The organism is Hylemonella gracilis str. Niagara R (assembly GCF_000600295.1).
GTDB lineage: Bacteria > Pseudomonadota > Gammaproteobacteria > Burkholderiales > Burkholderiaceae_C > Hylemonella > Hylemonella gracilis_A.
In genome coordinates this window covers 689,059-708,502 of sequence record NZ_JEMG01000001.1, presented here as the reverse complement: position 1 = coordinate 708,502, position 19,444 = coordinate 689,059, and the positions used below count along the sequence as shown (strand labels likewise).

The following is a 19,444-nucleotide window of genomic DNA, read 5'->3' as shown; positions in this document are numbered from 1 at the left end:
GGCCCATAAAAAAAGAGCCTGCTGGGGAGCAGGCTCTTTTTCATCGTGAGTTAAGAAGCATTAGTTGCTGCTGGCGGTCAACGACAGGGTTGCACCACTATAGGCCTCCCAGCCGTAAACCTGAACCTGCCACGTACCCGCCCCCGGGTTATTGATCGTGCAAGTCTCCGCGTTTCCTATTCCGACAGTTCGGCAGATGGGCCCGTCGGCAGACGGGCTAAACACATACAGGTCAGCGTCGCCAGTTCCCCCCGAGAGTCGGGCCGTGATTGTCGTCACGTTACTAGCCACAGTGAAATTGAAGGTCTTCGTTGAACCTTTTGTATCAGACAAACCGGACAACGCTTGAGATGCATTGTCCGTCAGGCTGACAGGCTCTGAAGCGGTCGTAGCCGTTATCGAATCGGAAGCACGTCCCGCTATCGTTGTTCCGCTGGTGCTGATCGACAGTGTTGCCGCGCTGTAAGCCGTTTCACCGAAAACGCGCACGCGCCAAACCCCTGATGTCGGGTTATTGAACGCGCAGTCTTCGGCACTCGTAGCGGCTTCCACAGAAGAACAGAATTTGCCACTGGGCGAGATAAGACGAATATCCGCATCGCCCGTGTGAGCCGAGAGTTGAGTCCGCACCGCATTCGTGCCGGAGGACACAGCAAAGGTGTAGTCCTTGACGGAGTTCAGCGTCCCCGTCAACGCCGACGACGTGTGAGGCAGACTGCTGACCGGAGACCCATTGAGCGCCGTGAAGGAGATACTGCTGAAAGAGCCACTGCCCGTACCAGCCACCACCAGTTTCCAGGTGCCCGTTGTAGGAGTTTCGATTCCGCAGCTGACGCTCTGGCCACCCACCTTGGTGCGCAGGCATACTGTTTGGCCTTGGGGATTGATGACCGACAGGGTCAGTGAGCCGGAGCCCCCCGTTGTCCATACCGACACAGGGTCCGAACCGGCGAGCAAAGACAGGTTGTAAGTGATCTTGCCATTGGCTTGCCCGGACGCCGTGGCCGAATACGGCAGGTTTCCGATGTTGACGACAGTGCCTGGATCAGAGCCACCACCACCACCACCACCACCACCACCACCACCACCACCACCACTGCCACCACCACCACCACCACCGCAAGCAGCCAACGCCGTCACAGCCAAAACCACGCCAACATGGCGCAAACGAGAAATCCAGTGCTTCACCAGCATGAGTCTGCCCTCCTTGAATCCAAAAAAAATGGGTCGATAACCTGGCTGTTTGTATCAGCTGTGTGAAGGAAAAATCATTCGCAACCGACTTCATTAACGATTTATTACAGGTCTTTCGATGCTGTCATTTGCCTGACGGCCACGCCCCCAAGAACGAAAAAGGCCTTCCGAAGAAGGCCCAGGCTGCTGCGCGATGCGCGCTACTTTTTTACTTGGCGGGCGCCGGTTCGGACGCAGGTGCGTGCACGGCCTCGGCGCCGTGTTTCTCGCCGCTCATGTCGACCTTGTCACCGGCGACGGAGATGAAATACAACGCCACGGCGGCGAACACGGCGAAACCGAGAGCAATCTTCCACATAGTTCGGGTACTTTCCTGAAAAGAACAAAAGAAAAAGAAAAGCCCCCGCCGGATGGGAGAGGGCCTTCGTAGGCCCCGGCTGCGACACCAGGGCCGCGCACTTGACTTCAGGACCTTGCTGGCCCCGAAGCCATCGGCGCTTCGGTCCGTCCCAAGCTGCGCAGGCAGCTTGGAGCCGGGGACCTCAGTCGTTGGCGTAGATGTCCACGTCCTTGGTTTCACGCACGAACAGCGTGCCAATCACCAGCGTCATGCCGGCGATGATGATGGGGTACCAGAGGCCGTTGTACATATTGCCGGTCTGCGCCACGATGGCGAAGGCCGTGGTGGGCAGCAGGCCGCCGAACCAGCCGTTGCCGATGTGGTACGGCAAGGACATGGAGGTGTAGCGGATGCGGGTCGGGAACAGCTCCACCAGCATGGCGGCGATCGGGCCGTAGACCATGGTCACCAGAAGCACCAGGTAGGCCAGGATGACGACCATCATCAACTTGTTCATCTTGGCCGGGTCGGCCTTGGCAGGGTAGCCGGCTTCCTTCAGCGTCTCGGCCACGGCTTTCTTGAACTCGGCGTCCTTGGCCTTGGTTTCGTCGGCGCTGATGCCGCGCGAGGTGTAGCTGGGGATGACCTTCTCGCCCACCTTGATGACGGCCGGCGTGCCCGCGGGGGCCACTTCGTTGTCATAGCTCACGGAGCTGGCGGCCAGCACCTGCTTGGCGATGTCGCAGGAGCTGGTGAACTTCACCGTGCCCGTGGGGTTGAACTGGAAGGAGCATTCCGCCGGGTCGGCGACCACCACCACATGGCTCTGCTGTTGCGCGGCGTAGAGGTCGGGGTTGGCGGCCTTGGTCAGCGCCTGGAACACCGGGAAGTAGGTCAGCACGGCCAGCAGGCAGCCCGCCATGATGATGGGCTTGCGGCCGATCTTGTCCGACAGGGTGCCGAAGATCACGAAGAAGGGCGTGCCGATCAGGAGCGCGGCGGCGATCAACAGGTTGGCCGTGATGGCATCCACCTTGAGCTGCTGCGTCAGGAAGAAGAGCGCGTAGAACTGGCCCGTGTACCAGACCACGGCCTGGCCGGCAGTCAGGCCGATCAGGGCCAGGATCACGATCTTCAGGTTCTTCCACTGGCCGAAGGATTCAGTCAGCGGGGCCTTGGAGTGCTTGCCCTCGGCCTTCATCTTCTGGAAGGCGGGGGATTCATTCAGCGTCAGACGGATCCAGACCGAGATGCCCAGCAGGACGATGGACACCAGGAAAGGAATGCGCCAGCCCCAATCCGCGAAAGCTGCTTCACCAGTGGCGGTACGCACGCCCAGGATGACGAGCAGCGAGAGGAACAGGCCCAGCGTCGCGGTGGTCTGGATCCAGGAGGTGTAGGCGCCGCGCTTGCCGTGCGGCGCGTGCTCGGCCACGTAGGTGGCCGCACCACCGTACTCACCGCCCAGGGCCAAGCCTTGCAGCAGGCGCAGGATGATCAGGATGACCGGCGCGGCCACGCCGATGGTGGCGTAGTTCGGCAGGATGCCGACGATGAACGTCGAGATGCCCATGATCAGGATGGTCACCAGGAAGGTGTACTTGCGACCGATCATGTCGCCCAGGCGACCGAACACGATGGCGCCAAAGGGGCGCACGATGAAACCGGCCGCGAAGGCCAGCAGCGCGAAGATGAAGGCCGAGCCCTGATCCAGACCGCTGAAGAATTGCTTGGCGATGATGGCCGCGAGCGAGCCATACAGGTAAAAGTCGTACCACTCGAATACGGTGCCCAAGGAAGAGGCGAAGATCACCTTCTTCTCCCCGGACGTCATCGGCCGTGCGGCCTCGGTTGCAGCCATGTTGTGTCTCCTTGTTGAGCTGAATTCCCCAGCATGGGGATGGCTGGAGGATTCTTGGAGCGATGGCTGACGGACCACTTACATAGGACGCTAGGACTAACCCGCGCAAGCAAGGGTTCACCCTTTGACATGCGCGGGATCGGAACACGACAAGCTGCAACCTTGCCCGCGACGACCAGCAAATGCAGGTATTGCCGTTTGCATGACCACGGGCCGGCCGCACCTCACTGCTGTTGTTGCACCGGTTGCACCCTGGCCAACACGCTGGACGGCATGAGGGTCGGGGCGCTGTCCTCCTGCTCAAACCAGGCATCGCCCTCCAGACAGCGCCGCAGCATGGGCAGACTGTCCAGCCCCCAGAACAGACGGCCATGTCCACCGCCATCGCCCTGCACCACGAAACTCGGCGCCCCGAAAGCGCCTGCAGCCACGGCCTCGTCGGTGTTGGCGCGCAAACGGTTTTTCACCACTTCGTCCTCGGGTGCATGCACGGGCCCGCCCTGCGCCGCGTGCGGCCCCAGCAGGTGCTCACGCAGGGTGACCAGTCGCTGCGGGTCGTTGGCGTCCAGCCCGTCGCGCCAGACATGGTGGAACAGGGTCTCGCAAACATACCGGTTTGGGTCGCCACCAGCGGCTGACGCGCCACCGCTCAGGCCGCACGCGACGGACAGGCGCAACAGGGGCAGGGGGTTGAAGGGATGCTCGGCCGGCATGATCAGGGGCACGCCCAGCTCATGGCCCAGCCAACGCACATGGCGATAAGTCCAGGCGCGCTTGGCCGGGATCTCGGCCGGGGCCTTGGACTCGTGGTGCTTGATCAGCGCGCCGAGCAGCATGGGGCGGTAGCTCACGCTGTAGCTCAGGCCCTCGAGGGCCCGGGGCAGTTGCGCGAACGCCAACCAGGCGTAGGGCGATATGAAGTCCAGGTAGAAGATGATGTGTTTCATGGGCGTGTCTCCTTGGTGTCCATCCGCTACGGCGGCAGAGGGTGGCGTCATCATCGCATTGGCGCCTATGCGCAGTCAGTTGGCCGCGGCCACCGTCACGTCCACCACGGGTGCCCCGCCGGTCAGGCGCGGCAGATCCTGAGGCCGCAGGCGGAACACACCATGCGGATGGCCGGCCGCGGCCCAGATGTCCTCGAAGCGGAACAGCTCGCGGTCGATCAGCAGCAGCGGCGGCTCGCTGTGACCGATAGGCGATACCCCTCCGATCGCGAAACCCGTGCGGGCCTTGACGAAGGCCGCGTCCGCGCGGCCCAGCTTGCCCACCAAGGCCTCGACCTTCTGCTCGTCGACACGCAGGTCACCCGAGGTGATGACCAGCACCGCTCTCTCATCGGCCACTGGGCCCGCCCCCGCCGCGGCGACCTTGCGACGGAACACGATGCTCTTGGCGATCTGGCCCAGCGCCACGCCCAGCGCGTCCGCCGCTTGCTGGGCCGTGCGCGCGGCGTCGTCCAGCAGCACCGGCGCATGGGGATGACCCAGGGTCTGCAGCAGCGCGGCCACGCGTTGCACGCCCTCGGGCAAGGGTTTCAGTTCAGCACCACACATGCGATCTTCCTTTGCAACACCATGACAATTCCCCGCGCAGGCGTCAGACCAAGGGCTTGAGTTTGATTTCGTCGGGCCCGGAGGACTCCCTGGCCGCCTCCAAGCGTTCGCGTGCCAGCGCCGCTTGCACGACCCGCAACATCTCTGCCCTCACCTGCGCCGCGCGCGCCGCCGCCACATCCACGGGCACCGTCTCTGGCGTGGGGGGCTCGCCCAATTGCGCGACCACGGCCTGGGGCCTGACCTCGCCCATGTCTTTGTGCATGCCCTCACGCATGGCCAGTGCGTCGGCCGTCTCTTCGGCCGAGGCCAGCTGCAGAGCGGGGGTTCCCGGCGCGGCGGCTTGGTCGGCTTGCGTCGCCGCGGGTGCGACTGGCGCGGGGACGGCGGCCACCACTGGCGGTTCACCTTGCCCGGACTCGCTGGCCACGGCGGGCGCAGCCTCGGCCGGCGCCACCTCCTCGGTGGCGGGCGCGCGCCCCGAGACGAGATCCGCCGCCACCCGATCGGGCGGCGGCGATATCTCGGGAGCCTGCAAGGCCTGCGTTTCTGACGCCGGTTCCACCGCCGGCAAGGAACGCCGCCGCCCCCTCCCCTGGCGCTCGGCACGCTCGGCCTCGCGCGCCGCGGTCAAGCGCGTCGCGATGATCTGGTTCCAGACCGCATGCCGGTCTTCGTGGCTGAGGTCAGGCCAGTTCGTGATTTCCTGCAGGCTGCGCAAACAACCGTTGCACAGACCCGTGTCGGCATCCACATTGCAGGCTTCGCAGAACAAGGGCAGACCGTCGTGCGGCAGGTAAAGGCGCCGCACACGCTCGACCAGGCGGGCTAGTGCTTGCGGGTCCATCATGGTCGCGCCTCCCTTGTGCTTGTTGGTGTTGACGATGAGCCGATCGGTCGATAGGTCGCTGGATTGATGACTGAGCCATCCCCCGAATCAATAGCCCCTGTCCAGATCCACCAAGCCCGCGATCGGCTCGCCGCGCTCCAGCCGCGCGATCTTGCCGGCGATCTGCGCCACGCTCTCCTCGCGCAGGGTGCGCGCGGCCGTGTGCGGCGTCACGGTGATCTTGGGGTGCGTCCAGAAGGGATGGCCCGCAGGCAGCGGCTCCTGACGGAACACATCCAGGGTCGCGCCCGCAAGGTGTCCGCTGTCAATCAGAGGGATCAGGTCTTCTTCGACCAGGTGCCCGCCGCGCGCCACGTTGATCAGGTAGCCCCCGGGCATGAGCTGCGCGAGCGTGTCGCGGTTGAGGATGCCTTGCGTCTCGGCGGTCAGCGGCAGCAGGCAGACCAGTACCTTGCTTGCGGCCAGGAAGGCGGGCAACTCGTCCCGGCCGGCATAACACTGCAGGCCGGGCAGCCCCAGGTCTTCGGCACGCCGGGGTGCGCGGCTCCAGCCTCGCACCGGAAAGTCCAGGCCCAGCACGGCCCGCGCCACGCGCTGGCCCAGCACGCCCAGGCCCAGGATGCCGACCGGCCAGTCCTGCCGCAGGCGCGGCCGGCGAAAACCCCAGTGGCCCTGTGCGGCCTCGGCTTCGTAGGCATCGAACTCACGGAAATGCCGCACCAACGCATGCAGCACGTACTCGGCCATCTGCGCGGACATGCCCGCGTCGTCCAGGCGCACCAGGCGCATGCCAGGCGGAAAACGCAGCTTCGTGATGGCGTCCACGCCTGCGCCGAGGTTGAACAGCGCCTTCAGACGGGTCTGTTCGTCCAGCAGACGCTGCGGCGGCGCCCACACCAGGGCGTAGTCCGCAGGCGGCGCACCGGGCTCCCACACGGCCACCTCCGCCACGATGCCGACTTCGGCCAGGGCCTGCCGCAGCGCGGACAGCCAGGGTTCGGGACGGAAATCTTCGCCGTGGAAATAAATGTTCATGTCATTGATTGGATCGGCCGTCTGCGCAGAATTCAACAGAGTTGGGACCGCAGGTGTAACAGACGGGCAAGCCTCCACCGGCTCGGATGGGAAAATTGCAGGCTTCCGCCTTTCAAAATCGTAACAAAAACCGGAGACAGGCAAGGCCCGCCACAGGCGGCGACACGCGGTGCCACGCGCCCGCAGGCCTTGCGCCCACCTGGGTCCACGTCAGGGCACCCCCATGACTGTCTGGCCCCCGGGCTATCCGGCATGGGATTTGCTGCTCATGCGCTCTCGCCTTTCAAAAAAAATGCCCGTCGCCCTGCCCATTCCGTCCGACCCTGCCGCAGCCTACGCGGGGCAGCCTCAGGTCCCGGCCAGCTCTCAGGCAGCCGCGCCCACTACCCGCTCTCGACGCAACACCCTGCTCAGTGTGCGCGAGCTGGACCGGGCCCGCGTGCTCGACACGCTGATCAACAACCTGGACGGCATGGCCTACCGTTGTCTGAACGACGCGCAGTGGACCATGGTCTTCGTGAGCCAGGGTTGCCTGGCGCTGACCGGTTACACCCCACAGGAGCTGGTGCACAACACGGCGGTGAGCTGGGAACAGATCACCCACCCGCTGGACCGCGAGCGCGTGCGCAACTCGGTGGCCACCACGTCCGCCAACAACCTGCGTTTCGCGGTGGACTACCGCATCGTCACCAAGGACGGCACCGTCAAATGGGTGAACGAACGCGGCGTGGCCGTGGCCGATGAGCAAGGCACGCTGGTGATCGAGGGCTTCATCGAGGACGTGACGGCGCAGCGGGAACTGGCCGAAGCCCAGCAAGCTGCCGAGCAACGCTACCGCCACATCTTCGAACACGCGTCCGAAGGCATCTTCCAGTCCTCGCCCGAAGGCCATTACCTGGCCGTCAACCCGGCGCTGGCCCGCCTGTATGGTTACGCCAGCCCGGAAGCGCTGATCAGCGGGCTGGCCAACATCAGCCGCCAGCTCTACGTCAAAGAAGGCCAGCGCGAATTGTTCCGCCAGATGATGGCCGAGCAAGGTGAGGTGCTGAATTTCGAATCCGAGGTCTACCGCGCCGACGGCTCACGCATCTGGATCTCGGAAAACGCGCACACGGTCTGCGATGCCGGGGGCAAGCTGCTCTATTACGAAGGCACGGTGCAAGACATCTCGGAGCGCCGCCGTTACCAGCAGGAGCTGGAACATCAGGCCAACCACGACACGCTGACCGGTCTGCCCAACCGCATGCTGCTGAGCGACCGGGTGGAGCAGGGCATCGCGCGCGCCGAACGCCTGGGCTACCACCTCGTGGTGGTGTTCATCGACCTGGACCATTTCAAGTTCATCAACGACAGCCTGGGCCATGACGCGGGCGACGAACTGCTGAAGGAAGTCGCGCTGCGGCTGCGCCGTTGCCTGCGCGCCTCGGACACGGTGGCACGCCTGGGCGGGGATGAATTCGTGCTGCTGCTGGCCGACCACTTCCGCACCAGCACCGTGATCGACCAGTTGCAGCGGGTGTTGGGCGAGATCGCGCGGCCGGTGCAGCTCTCGGGCCGCGAGTTCCAGGTCGGCGCCAGCCTGGGCGTGGCCATGTACCCGGGCGACGGCGAGGACGCGCTCGCCCTGTTCAAGCACGCGGACGCGGCCATGTATGCAGCCAAGGGCGCCGGACGCAACAACTTCCAGTTCTTCACGCGCGAGCTGAACCATGTCGCGACCGAACGGCTGCACCTGGAAGCGGCGCTGCGCCATGCCATCGACCACGAAGGTTTCGACGTGCATTACCAGCCGAAGACCGACGCCCAGCGCCGCATCATCGGCATGGAAGCACTGGCGCGCTGGCGTCCGCCCGAATACGGCCCCATCAGCCCGGACCGCTTTGTTCCGATCGCGGAGGACAGTGGCCTCATCCTGCCGCTGACCATGACCATCCTCCAACGTGCCTTCATCGCGACGAAACGCTGGAACGAAGGCCGCGACCTGAAAACCAACCCGCTACGCATCGCGGTCAACCTCTCGCCGCGCCTGTTCCTGAGCGACGACATCGTCGGCCATGTCCATCGCCTGCTGCGCGAGGCCGACCTGCCCCCCGAACTGGTGGAACTGGAAATCACCGAGACCGTCTTCATGAGCCGCAGCGAACGGGTGCTCGAAACCCTGATCCTGTTCAAGCAACTGGGCATGCAGCTGGCGATGGACGATTTCGGCACGGGCTACTCGGCCCTGAGCTACCTGCGGCGCTTTCCGCTGGACATCATCAAGATCGACCGCTCCCTGGTCACCGGCATCGAGCGCGAGGAAGAGGTGGCCATGATCGCGCGTGCCGTGCTCTCGCTGGGCCAGAGCCTGCACAAGACCGTGGTGGCCGAGGGCGTGGAAAACCAGGCGCAGTTCGACTTCCTGCGCAGTCAGGGCTGTGATGAGTTCCAGGGCTATCTGCTGTCGCGCCCCCTGGACGAGGCTGGCATGACCGCGCTGCTGCAGGCGCACGGCGGCTACATCCCCACGCCCTCGAGTGTCGATGGCGCGTCGGTCGCCTCGCGCTGAGGGCACGCCCCCTTTCAGCGGATCACCAGTTCAGCGGGCCAGCAGGCCCGGCAATTCGCGCATGTCGGCAAACAGCTGCGCCGCGCCAGCCCCCAGCAGGGCCGCCTGCTGGGCGGCATGCCGCCGCGGGTCGACGACCATCGGTGCGTAGGCGAACACCCGGGCGCCCGCGGCCACACCCGCCTGCACACCGGCCACCGTGTCTTCCACCACGGCACAACCCTCGGCGGCGACGCCCAACGCGGCAGCGGCGGCCAGGTACACATCGGGATGGGGTTTGGAGCGCGGCGTCTCATGGCCGCTGAAGATGCGGCCTTCGAAATAGTCGTACAGGCCGACCTTGCGCAACTGCAGTTCCACCTTGCCCCGGTCCGCGCCCGAAGCACAGGCCACACGCCCGGCGCAGGCCCGGTGCACCCGCGCCACGGTGTCATGGATGTGGGCGATGGCGGTGAGCCGCGCCTCCAGCGCCGCGTTGCGCCGCACATAGAAGGCTTGCAACCATTCTTCGGTGAAGGGCAGGCCCGTACGTGCTTCGATCTCCGCACGTTGGTCGCGCACCGCGCGGCCGATGAAACGCGCCTCGCATTCCTCCTGGGTCATGGACCAGCCCCGCTCCTCCAGCATGTCGCGCAGCACGCCATTGGTGATGGGCTCGCTGTCCACCAGCACACCATCACAGTCAAACAACACGGCCTCGTAGCTCATCGTCTCGATTTCCATGCGGCCGATGATAGCCAGCGCAAGCGCGGGATGACTCGGCGGCGATCTGGCCAGCGGACCGCGCGCAACTGGCTCTAAGACCCACGGCAGGCTGGCGCCATAGTCGACCCATCCCTGACACCCGGTGATGGCCCTGGCCATCACCACCGCCCCGGAGCACAACCCATGAACGCAGCCGCCCCGCTCAACAACGCCGCCGTCCGCCAGCTTGAAACCGAGCTGGTGTTGTCCTCGTGGTCGGTGCAGAGCCAGCTCAACCCCCTGGTCGTCGCGGGCGGCTCGGGTTGCATGCTCTGGGACTACGAAGGCAACCAATACCTGGACTTCAGCTCGCAGCTGATCAACACCAACATCGGCCACCAGCATCCCAAGGTGGTCAAGGCGATTCAGGACCAAGCGGCCCAGCTGTGCACGCTCGCGCCTTCCAACGCCACCGCCGTGCGTGGCGAGGCGGCCAGGCGCATCCTGGCGCGCGCCCCCAAGTCCGGCCCCCGCAGCTTCAAGAAAATCTTCTTCACCAACGCCGGGGCCGACGCGAACGAAAACGCGATGCGCATGGCGCGCCTGTACACGGGCCGTGACAAGATCCTCTCGGCCTACCGCTCCTACCATGGCAACACGGGCTCGGCCATCGTCGCGACCGGCGAAGCCCGGCGCGTGCCGAACGAATATGCACGCGGCCATGTGCACTTCTTCAACCCCTTCCTCTACCGCAGCGAGTTCAATGCCACGAGCGAGGCCGAGGAATGCGAACGTGCCCTGCGCCATCTGCGCCGGGTGATCGAGGCCGAAGGGCCGAGCAGCATCGCGGCCATCTTGCTCGAATCAATCCCGGGCACGGCGGGTGTGCTGGTGCCGCCGCAGGACTACCTCAAAGGCGTGCGCGCCCTGGCCGATGAGTTCGGCATTCAGTTGATCCTCGACGAGGTGATGGTGGGTTTCGGCCGCACCGGTGCCTGGCTTGCGCTGGAGCACTTCGACGTGCAGCCCGACCTCGTGGTCTTCGCCAAGGGCGTGAACTCGGGTTACGTTCCTGTGGGGGGCGTGATGATCTCGGACCAGATCAGTGAGTTCTTCCAGAACCGTTTCTATCCCGGTGGCCTCACCTACTCCGGCCATCCGCTGGCCATGGCCTCCATCATCGCCACGCTGGACGCCATGGCCGAGGAAGGCATGGTCGACAACGCGCGCCATATCGGCGAAGAACACCTGGGCCCAGGCGTCAAGGCGCTGGCCGCGCGCCACCCCATCATTGGCGAAACACGCGGCAAGGGCCTGTTCTGGGCGTTGGAATTCGTGAGCGACCCGGTCAAGCGCACCCCGCTGCCCCCCGCGCGCCTGGCCGAACTCAAGGCCGCCGCACTGCGCCGGGGTCTGCTGGTGTTCGCGGTGGAGAACCGCTTCCACCTCGCCCCGCCCTGCATCGTGAACGAGGCCCAGGTGAAGCAGGCCTTGGGCGTGCTGGACGAGGTGCTGACGGAGTACGGGAAGATCTAAACCCGCCCCATCACATCCGCCAGCAACTCAATCCCGGGCGCGATGCGCTCGGCGCCGATGGCAGAGAAGCCCAGGCGGAAATGCCGGTCCGAGGGCTGGGCGTCGAAGAAATGCGGCGCGCCCGGCTCGATCAACACGCTGCGGCGCGAGGCGGCCCAGGCCAGTTTTTGCGCGCTGATGCTTTCTGGTGCTTGCAGCCAGAATGCCGACGCCCCTGAGCCCGAGGCGTAAACACAAGCGCCCAGGTGCTGCTCGATGGCGTGGCGCAGCGCATCGTGCTTGCGCGCGTGCGCGGCGCGGTAACGACGCAGGTGCGCGTCGTAATCGCCTTCGGCGAGGAAGCGGGCCAGCAGGCGCTGGGCGTGCAGGGGCGCATGCCGCAGCATCAGGCGGCGCAGGGCCCGCAGTTCGCGCACCAGCTCCTCGTCGGCCACCAGGTACCCCAGGCGCAGACCCGGCCCCAGGCTCTTGGAAAAGCTGCTCAGGTAGATGACACGGCCATGCCGGTCCGCCGCCTTGAGTGCGGGCGGCGGGTGGCTGGACAGGTCCAGGTCGGCATCGTAGTCGTCCTCGATCAGCACCTGGTCATGCGCGTGCGCCTGCTGCCAGAGCCGGGCGCGCCGCTCGGCGCTGAGCGTGACGCCGGTGGGCACCTGGTGGCTGGGCGTGACGTAGACATAGTCGCAATCGGCCAGTCGCTCGTCGATGCACAGGCCGTGCTCGTCCACGTCGTGCAGGGAGATGTCTGCGTTCTGCATGGCGAACACATTCCATGCATCACGAAAGCCCGGGTTTTCCAGGCCGACGCGCACGCCCGGCCCCATCAGCAGGCGCGCCAGCAGGTAGAGCGCATTCTGCGACCCTTGCGTGACGAGGATTTCGCCCGGCGCGGCCTGGATGCCGCGCTTGGGCAAGACGCGGGTGCGCAGCTGGGTGATGAGTTCGGGGTCGTCCTGATCAACGGCGTCGCTGATCCAGAAATCGCGGTGCTGTTTCGACTGCAGCGTTTCCCGCGCCGCCCGGCGCCAGGCGGTGGCGGGGAACAGGCTCGGGTCAGCCTGGCCGTAGGCGAAAGGGTATTGATACTGCCGCCAGTTGCTGGGCCGCAGGATGCCCTGGTGCGGCCCGGCCGGATGACGGATGCGCTCGCCCCAGCTTGGTGAGCGCGCCCATCCCACCGTCGGGTCCTGCCCATCGTCACCGTCGGGTCCGGCCGCAGGCGTGGCCGCTGGGCGGGTCGCCAGTTCGCGGTAGTCCGGGTGCAGGTAATAGCCGCTGCGCGGGCGGCTTTGCAGGAAACCCTTTTCCAACAAACTCTCGTAAACCAGGGCCACCGTGTTGCGCGCCACCGAAAGCTGGCGCGAAAGGTCTCGGCAGGAAGGCAGGGGTTCGTCGGGTGGGAAAGCGCCTTGCAGGATGGCGCCCACCAGCGCCTCGCGCAGCTGTTCCTGCAAGCCCCGCGTGCGCTGGAAATCCAGGTGAAAGTAGTGGTCGATCACGGTGGATGTCAAGCAAGGGACGTACCTGGAAAAAAGAGGCACGCGCCGCATGCCCGTGGCGACGCGGCCTGCGGCGCAACTGTCCAAAACAGCACTCGCAACTGTCACCATCACCAGCCCCCGGTCGGACCGCCGTGCGTCGCCCAAGGCCCGAACCTTGCATGAAGCAGTGCATCCTCAACGACCGACCGGAGCAACCATGGCCCCCTTGACCGCTTCTTCCGTCCTTGCCTCCTTGCACGGCAGCACCCGCACCCTTGCCCGCATGCTGGCGATCGCGTTCGCACTGGGCTGCGCCGCGCTGCCAGCGCAGGCAGACCTCGCCGAGATTCAAAAAAAAGGCGTGTTCAAGGTCGCCACCGAGGACGACTACCAGCCCTTCAACTTCATCCAGGACGGCAAGCCCGTGGGCTTCCATGCCGACATGCTGGCTGACCTGCAGAAGTTCATGGCCAAGAAGAACGTCAAGGTCCAGCAGGAAATCTTGCCCTGGACCGGCTTGCTCGCCTCTGTCGCGGCGGGCCAGTACGACATGGCTTACACCGGCGCGCTGGTGACGGAAGAGCGTTTGAAGGTCTTCAACTTCACGCCGCCCTTCGCCTCGGCCCAGCACTTCTACATCAAGCGCGCGGGCGACAAGAGCCTGGGTGACATCCCCACGCTGTCGGGCAAGACCGTGGGCGTTCAGGCCGGCAGCGCTCTGCTGGCACGCCTGCCCGAGCTGGAAGCCATGCTCAAAAAGGTCGGCGGCAAACTCGGCAAGGTCGTGGAGTACCCCTCCTACCCCGAAGCCATGGCCGACCTGGCCAATGGCCGCCTGGACTACGTGATCGACGCGGTCGTGCCGGCCAACACCATCGTGGCCGCCAAGCCCAAGGTCTTCGCCAAGGGCGTGGCCGTGTCCGGCGGCGGTTTTGCGGGCTGGCCTATCCCGAAGAACAACCCTGAACTGCTCAAGCTGATGACCGAGTTCATGGCTGAACTGCGCAAGAGCGGCCGCCTGGCTGAGCTGCAGAAGAAGTGGTTCGGCGAGGCCTTCCCGGCCCTGCCGACCGAGCCCATCACCAACTTCGAGCAGTTCAAGAAACTCGCGGGCATGTAAGACCACGCCGCTCGCGCCGCGCCTGTCGAGGCCTGCCCTTCGACAGTCGGGGTACGAGCGGCAAGCCGGACCAACAAAATGGACGAACAAGCCTGGCGCATGCTGTTCGCCGGGGCCTGGGTCACGGCCTGGACTTCCGGCCTGGCCATCGGCCTGGGGGTGATGATCGGCCTGGGCCTGGCGCTGCTGCGCATGGCCCGCGTGCCGCTGCTGGACCCACTGCTGGCGGCCTGGATCAGCTTCGCGCGCGCCACGCCCCTGGTGACGCTGGTGCTCTTCATCTTCCTGGCCTCGCCCAAGATGGGCTGGTCCATGAGCCGCGAGGTCGCCGCCGTGCTGGCGCTGACCATCAACACCTCGGCCTTCAACGCCGAGGTCTGGCGCTCGGCCTTCCGGGGTTTCTCGCGTGAGCAGCTGGAAGCGGCCCTGGCCTGCGGCATGACACGCCTGCAGGCCTTCCGCCGCATCATGCTGCCGCAGATGACGGTCACCAGCATGCCAGGCCTCATTAACGAGATGACCTTCCTGGTCAAGGGCAGCCCGGCCATCGCTGTCATCGGCATGGTGGACCTGACGCGCGTGACCAACCGCATCGCCGCCGTCACCTACGAACCGCTGCCCCCCATCCTCGCGGCGGCCGTGATCTACATGGCCTTGATCGCGCTGATGGTGAAGCTGCAAGGCATCGCGCAACGCAACGCCCACCGGCTCGCGATGTAAGGACCGCACGCCCCATGTCCGACACGCCCAACAACTGGACCTCGCTCTGGGAACACCGCGACCTGCTGCTCGGCGGCCTGGGCACGACGGTTCTGCTCTTCGTGCTTGCCGCGACGGCGAGCTTCGTGTTGGGCTGCATGCTCGCTTGGCTGCTGGAAGGCCGCGACAATGCGCCGCGCCGCACGCTGCGGCTGGGCATCAACGCGCTGCGCATGCTGCCCTTCCTGATCTTCATCTACCTGCTGTACTACGGCCTGCCCAGCCTGGGTATCCGGCTGGAAGCTTGGGACGCGGGGCTGCTGGGTCTGTCCTGCTACTACGCCGCTTACTACGCGGAGGTGCTGCGCGGCGCGCGCCTGGTGTTGCCCACCGGCTCACTGGACGCGGCCTATGCGCACGGTTACCGGCGCGGCAAGGCCTTTCTGCGCATCGTGCTGCCCCAATTGGTGATGCGCACGCGCGGGGAGAGCGGCAACCTGCTGATCATGTGCCTGAAGGACACCTCCTTCCTGGGCATCATCACCGTGACCGAATTGACCGCGGCAGCCAACGCGATGTCCTCGCGTTATTTCATCCCCATGGAAGCTTTCGTGTTGGTGCTGGCGCTGTACTGGGCACTGGGCATCACGGTGGACGCGCTGATGCGCCGCTTTGGACGCTACGGGCGGCAACGAGGACTTGAATATGAGTGAGAACACGCCCACCCCACAGCCAGGCACCACGCCCGCGGTGTCGATCCGCCACCTGTCCAAGAGTTTCAACGGCGTTGAAGTCCTGCGCGACATCGACCTCAGCGTGGCCAAGGGCGAGGTGGTCAGCATCCTCGGCTCCTCGGGCTCGGGCAAGTCCACCCTGCTGCGCTGCGTGAATTGGCTGGAGCAACCTGACCGGGGCGAGATCCGCATCGGCGGCGCGCGCATGGGTGTGGACGACCGCACCGGCAAACCGCTGTCGCCGCGCGCGCTGGCGGCGATGCGCGCGCGCACGGGCATGGTGTTCCAGAGCTTCAACCTCTGGCCGCATTTCACCGTGCTGCAGAACGTGATGGAAGTGCCCGTGCATGTGCAGGGCAAGCCCAAGGCCCAGGTGCGCGAGCAGGCCCTGGCCCTGCTGGCCAAGGTCGGGATGGCCGACAAGGCCGAGCAATACCCGCACACGCTATCGGGCGGGCAGAAGCAGCGCGTGGCCATTGCCCGCGTGCTGGCCATCGAACCCGAGGTGCTGCTGTTCGACGAGCCGACCTCGGCCCTGGACCCCGAACGCGTGGGCGAGGTGCTGGCCGTCATGCGCGACCTGGCGGGCGGCGGCTACACCATGATGGTGGTCACGCACGAGATGGATTTCGCCCGCGCCGTGTCCGACCAGGTGGTCTTCCTGGAACAAGGCAAAATCATCGAGCGCTGCGCCCCCGACAAGTTCTTCACGAATCCGGAGACCGAGCGGGTGCGCAAATTTCTCGAACTGGACATCAAGTAAGCACGTGTTTCGATCCGTCTTGAGCGCTGCGGCCCGATCGGGCCGTGGCTGGGCCTGAGCCATGGAAGGCTCGGTCTGGACCTTGGCCTTCGTGGGCCTGGCCATCTTCGCCGCGGGTGTGATGCGCGGCTTCAGCGGCTTCGGCGCCGCCTTGTTCGCCACGCCCGCCCTCTCCCTGATGTTCCCGCCCGCGGCCATCGCCCCGGTGATGATGGGCTTGCAGGTCTTCTCGGGCCTGCAGACCCTGCGCGCGGACTGGCCCCACATCCTCTGGCGCCGCGTCAGGCCGCTGCTGGCCTGCAGCGTACTGGTTGCGCCCTTGGGCGCCTGGCTGCTGGTGGGCGTGCCGGCGGACGCTGGGCGCTTGGCCATCGGTGTGATCGTGCTGGCCACGGCCGTGCTGCTGCTCTCGGGTTGGCGCGCGGCACGCGCGCCCGGCACGGTGGCCACGGTCGTGGCAGGCGGCAGCTCGGGCCTGCTCAACGGCTTCTCGGCCATGGGCGGCCCGCCACTGGTGGCTTACTTTCTGAGCGGTCATTTCGCGGCCACGGCGGCACGCGCCAGCATGACCTTTGTCTTCCTGGGCCAGAACATCGTCTCGCTCGCCACCATCTTCGCGCTCGACGGTGTGCCTGCACGCTTTCTGCCCCACCTGGCGCTGGCGCTGCCGGCCCAGGTGCTGGGCATCCTGTTGGGTCAGCGCCTGTTCGAGCGCTACGGCCAGGCCCATTACCGACGCGTCTGTATTTTGGTGCTGGGCGCGGTCGCGCTGCTACTGATCGGGCGCGCGGGCTGGCAATTGCTGGTCTGATCACGCCGCACGCACAATCCCACACCCCTTTTTTTGTCCCCCTCGCTTCTTTCGCATTCAGGAATCTCACCATGAACCCACCCGTCGTCTTCATCACCGGTGCCACCTCGGGCTTTGGCCGCGCCACGGCACGACGTTTCGCGCAAGCGGGCTGGTCGCTCGTGCTCTCGGGTCGACGCACCGACCGCCTGGAAGAGTTGAAGAAGGAACTGGCGGGCAAGGCTGCGGTGCACACCGCCACGCTGGACGTGCGCGACGCCGACGCCGTGGCCGCCATGGTGGCGGCCCTGCCCGCTGCCTTTCGCCCGGTGCGCTGCCTGGTCAACAACGCGGGCCTGGCCCTGGCGCCCATCCCCGCACAAAAAGTGGTGCTGAAGGACTGGCACACCATGATCGACACCAACGTGACGGGCCTGGTGAACGTGACGCACGCGGTACTGCCCTCCCTGCTTCAAACAGGCGCGGGCGCGAGCATCGTCAACCTGGGTTCGGTGGCGGGCAGCTGGCCCTACCCGGGCGGCCATGTCTACGGGGCGACCAAGGCTTTCGTGCAGCAATTCAGCTACAACCTGCGCTGCGACCTGCAAGGCACCGGCGTGCGCGTGACCGATATCGCGCCGGGCATGGCCGAGACGGAATTCACCCTGGTGCGCACCGGGGGTGACCAAGCCGCCAGCGACAAGCTTTACCGAGGCACCACACCGCTGACGGCCGAGGACATCGCCGAGCAGATCTACTACGTCGCCACGCTGCCGGACCACATCAACATCAACCGCCTGGAGGTGATGCCCACGCGCCAGGCCTGGTCCGCCTTCGCGATCGACCGCGACCCGGCCTGAAGCCCCCGCACCGCAGCCGGCCCAAGGCTGGCTCGCGAGGATGCGGCGTCCGTTGTGTTGAGCGCAGCGTGGCGACGCGCAACCGGTGCGCAGCGCTCACAGGGGCCTCAGACCCTTTCGATCGCCATCGCCACGCCCTCGCCGCCCCCGATGCACAACGTGGCCAGGCCGCGCTTCTTGCCATGCGCCTGCAGCGCATGCAGCAGCGTGACCAGGATGCGTGCACCGCTGGCGCCGATCGGGTGACCCAGCGCGCAGGCGCCGCCGTTGACGTTGAGGATTTCGTGCGGCACCTTCAGCTCCGCCATCAGCGCCATGGGCACCACGGCGAAGGCCTCATTGACTTCCCACAGGTCCACGTCCTTCACGCTCCAGCCCGCGCGGGCCAGCGCCTTCTGCGTCGCGCCGATGGGTGCGGTGGTGAACCATTCGGGTTCGTGCGAGTTGATGGCATGGCCCATGACCTTGGCCAGGGGCTTGCAGCCCAGCTTCTTGGCGGTGGACTCGCGCATCATCACCAGGGCGGCCGCGCCGTCGTTGATGGACGAGCTGGACGCGGCGGTGATGGTGCCGTCTTTCTTGAACGCAGGCTTGAGCGTGGGGATCTTGTCCAGCTTGGCCTTGCCCGGGCCTTCGTCGATCTCGACCACGGATTCGCCGGCACGCGTCTTGACTGTCACAGGCGTGATCTCGGCCTTGAAGGCCCCGCTGGTCGTGGCGGCCTGCGCGCGCTTGACGCTCTCGATGGCGAAGGCGTCCTGCGCCTCGCGCGTGAACTTGTACTTGGCCGCGCAGTCCTCGCCGAAAGTGCCCATGGCGCGGCCCGCTTCGTAGGCGTCTTCCAGACCGTCGAGCATCATGTGGTCATAGACCTTCTCATGCCCCATGCGGTAGCCACCGCGCCCCTTGAGCAGCAGGTAGGGCGCGTTGGTCATGCTCTCCATGCCGCCCGCGACGACCACGTCCGCCGTGCCCGCGGCCAGCATGTCGTGCGCGAACATCGCGGCGCGCAGGCCTGAGCCGCACATCTTGGACAGCGTGACCGAGCCCGTGGTCTTGGGCAACCCGCCCTTGAAACCGGCCTGCCGCGCGGGCGCCTGGCCCTGGCCCGCCATCAGGCAGTTGCCGATGATGGCCTCGTTGACCAGCTCGGGCGCGATGCCGGCGCGCGCCACCGCCGCTTTGATGGCCGCGCCCCCCAGATCGTGCGCCGCGAGGGAGGCGAAGTCGCCCATGAAAGCGCCCATGGGCGTGCGGGCGCTGCTGACGATGACGATGGGATCGGACATGGTGTGCTCCTTGGGTGTGGGCCGCATGAATGACAAAGCTTGGAAGACCGGAACCTCTGCGGCCAAGTCCGGCGATTGTGCCGCGAAAGGGCGTCATCGGCACC

General features: G+C 66.0%; 18 protein-coding genes. 8 read left to right on the top strand and 10 right to left on the bottom strand.

Annotated features, from left to right (window positions below; translation table 11 throughout):
* Positions 1 to 60 precede the first annotated feature (60 nt).
* The 7 genes from AZ34_RS17860 to AZ34_RS03205 all read right to left on the bottom strand — a co-directional run bounded on the left by AZ34_RS17860 (position 61) and on the right by AZ34_RS03205 (position 6,836).
* Entirely contained in the window at positions 61 to 1,194 is a 1,134-nt protein-coding gene (locus AZ34_RS17860) for a PPC domain-containing protein (protein WP_081767057.1), read from the bottom strand.
* A 208-nt stretch (positions 1,195 to 1,402) separates the two neighbouring features.
* Positions 1,403 to 1,552, bottom strand: coding sequence for a hypothetical protein (locus tag AZ34_RS18515; RefSeq protein ID WP_197026490.1), 150 nt, complete (start codon positions 1,550 to 1,552; stop codon positions 1,403 to 1,405).
* 184 nt (positions 1,553 to 1,736) lie between these two features.
* Complete coding sequence (locus AZ34_RS03225; protein WP_035604727.1) at positions 1,737 to 3,395, bottom strand: MFS transporter; 1,659 nt, start codon at positions 3,393 to 3,395, stop codon at positions 1,737 to 1,739.
* Positions 3,396 to 3,619: 224 nt separating this feature from the next.
* The gene (locus AZ34_RS03220; protein ID WP_035604725.1) at positions 3,620 to 4,342 is read right to left on the bottom strand and encodes a 2-hydroxychromene-2-carboxylate isomerase; all 723 of its coding nucleotides are present in this window, start codon (positions 4,340 to 4,342) and stop codon (positions 3,620 to 3,622) included.
* 75 nt (positions 4,343 to 4,417) lie between these two features.
* Positions 4,418 to 4,951: a YbaK/EbsC family protein gene (locus tag AZ34_RS03215; protein WP_035604722.1), complete on the bottom strand. Its 534-nt coding sequence runs from the start codon at positions 4,949 to 4,951 to the stop codon at positions 4,418 to 4,420.
* A gap of 43 nt (positions 4,952 to 4,994) precedes the next feature.
* Positions 4,995 to 5,801, bottom strand: a complete 807-nt coding sequence (locus tag AZ34_RS03210) for a DUF1289 domain-containing protein (protein WP_035604719.1) — start codon at positions 5,799 to 5,801, stop codon at positions 4,995 to 4,997.
* 87 nt (positions 5,802 to 5,888) lie between these two features.
* A complete protein-coding gene (locus tag AZ34_RS03205) occupies positions 5,889 to 6,836 on the bottom strand; it encodes a 2-hydroxyacid dehydrogenase (protein ID WP_035604716.1) in 948 nt (315 codons plus the stop codon).
* 223 nt (positions 6,837 to 7,059) lie between these two features.
* On the opposite strand from AZ34_RS03205, the gene AZ34_RS03200 reads away from it, so the two are divergent.
* Positions 7,060 to 9,384 carry a bifunctional diguanylate cyclase/phosphodiesterase gene (locus AZ34_RS03200; protein WP_231495448.1) on the top strand — a complete coding sequence of 775 codons (2,325 nt, stop codon included), beginning with the start codon at positions 7,060 to 7,062 and terminating at the stop codon, positions 9,382 to 9,384.
* Positions 9,385 to 9,414: 30 nt separating this feature from the next.
* On the opposite strand, the gene AZ34_RS03195 is transcribed toward AZ34_RS03200, so the two are convergent.
* The gene (locus tag AZ34_RS03195; protein ID WP_081767056.1) at positions 9,415 to 10,107 is read right to left on the bottom strand and encodes an HAD family hydrolase; all 693 of its coding nucleotides are present in this window, start codon (positions 10,105 to 10,107) and stop codon (positions 9,415 to 9,417) included.
* Between the two features lie 165 nt (positions 10,108 to 10,272).
* On the opposite strand from AZ34_RS03195, the gene AZ34_RS03190 reads away from it, so the two are divergent.
* Positions 10,273 to 11,604, top strand: a complete 1,332-nt coding sequence (locus tag AZ34_RS03190; protein ID WP_035604713.1) for an aspartate aminotransferase family protein — start codon at positions 10,273 to 10,275, stop codon at positions 11,602 to 11,604.
* Here the strand turns inward: AZ34_RS03190 and AZ34_RS03185 are convergent.
* Positions 11,601 to 13,115, bottom strand: a complete 1,515-nt coding sequence (locus AZ34_RS03185) for a PLP-dependent aminotransferase family protein (protein WP_231495447.1) — start codon at positions 13,113 to 13,115, stop codon at positions 11,601 to 11,603. The two genes, AZ34_RS03190 and AZ34_RS03185, sit on opposite strands and share 4 nt — an antisense overlap.
* Positions 13,116 to 13,302: 187 nt before the next feature.
* Between AZ34_RS03185 and AZ34_RS03180 the strand changes: the two genes are divergently transcribed.
* The 6 genes from AZ34_RS03180 to AZ34_RS03155 all read left to right on the top strand — a co-directional run bounded on the left by AZ34_RS03180 (position 13,303) and on the right by AZ34_RS03155 (position 18,051).
* Positions 13,303 to 14,205 carry a transporter substrate-binding domain-containing protein gene (locus AZ34_RS03180; RefSeq protein ID WP_081767055.1) on the top strand — a complete coding sequence of 301 codons (903 nt, stop codon included), beginning with the start codon at positions 13,303 to 13,305 and terminating at the stop codon, positions 14,203 to 14,205.
* Positions 14,206 to 14,283: 78 nt separating this feature from the next.
* Positions 14,284 to 14,925, top strand: coding sequence for an amino acid ABC transporter permease (locus tag AZ34_RS03175; protein ID WP_035604706.1), 642 nt, complete (start codon positions 14,284 to 14,286; stop codon positions 14,923 to 14,925).
* 14 nt (positions 14,926 to 14,939) lie between these two features.
* Positions 14,940 to 15,617 carry an amino acid ABC transporter permease gene (locus AZ34_RS03170; RefSeq protein ID WP_035604704.1) on the top strand — a complete coding sequence of 226 codons (678 nt, stop codon included), beginning with the start codon at positions 14,940 to 14,942 and terminating at the stop codon, positions 15,615 to 15,617.
* Positions 15,610 to 16,401 (top strand): amino acid ABC transporter ATP-binding protein, encoded by a 792-nt coding sequence (locus tag AZ34_RS03165; protein ID WP_051509491.1) that lies wholly within the window; start codon positions 15,610 to 15,612, stop codon positions 16,399 to 16,401. Before AZ34_RS03170 ends, AZ34_RS03165 begins: the two co-directional genes overlap by 8 nt.
* 61 nt (positions 16,402 to 16,462) lie before the next feature.
* A complete protein-coding gene (locus AZ34_RS03160) occupies positions 16,463 to 17,212 on the top strand; it encodes a sulfite exporter TauE/SafE family protein (RefSeq protein WP_035604701.1) in 750 nt (249 codons plus the stop codon).
* Positions 17,213 to 17,283: 71 nt separating this feature from the next.
* Positions 17,284 to 18,051, top strand: coding sequence for an SDR family NAD(P)-dependent oxidoreductase (locus AZ34_RS03155; protein WP_035604698.1), 768 nt, complete (start codon positions 17,284 to 17,286; stop codon positions 18,049 to 18,051).
* Positions 18,052 to 18,158: 107 nt separating this feature from the next.
* On the opposite strand, the gene AZ34_RS03150 is transcribed toward AZ34_RS03155, so the two are convergent.
* Positions 18,159 to 19,340: an acetyl-CoA C-acyltransferase gene (locus AZ34_RS03150; protein WP_035604696.1), complete on the bottom strand. Its 1,182-nt coding sequence runs from the start codon at positions 19,338 to 19,340 to the stop codon at positions 18,159 to 18,161.
* Positions 19,341 to 19,444 lie beyond the last annotated feature (104 nt).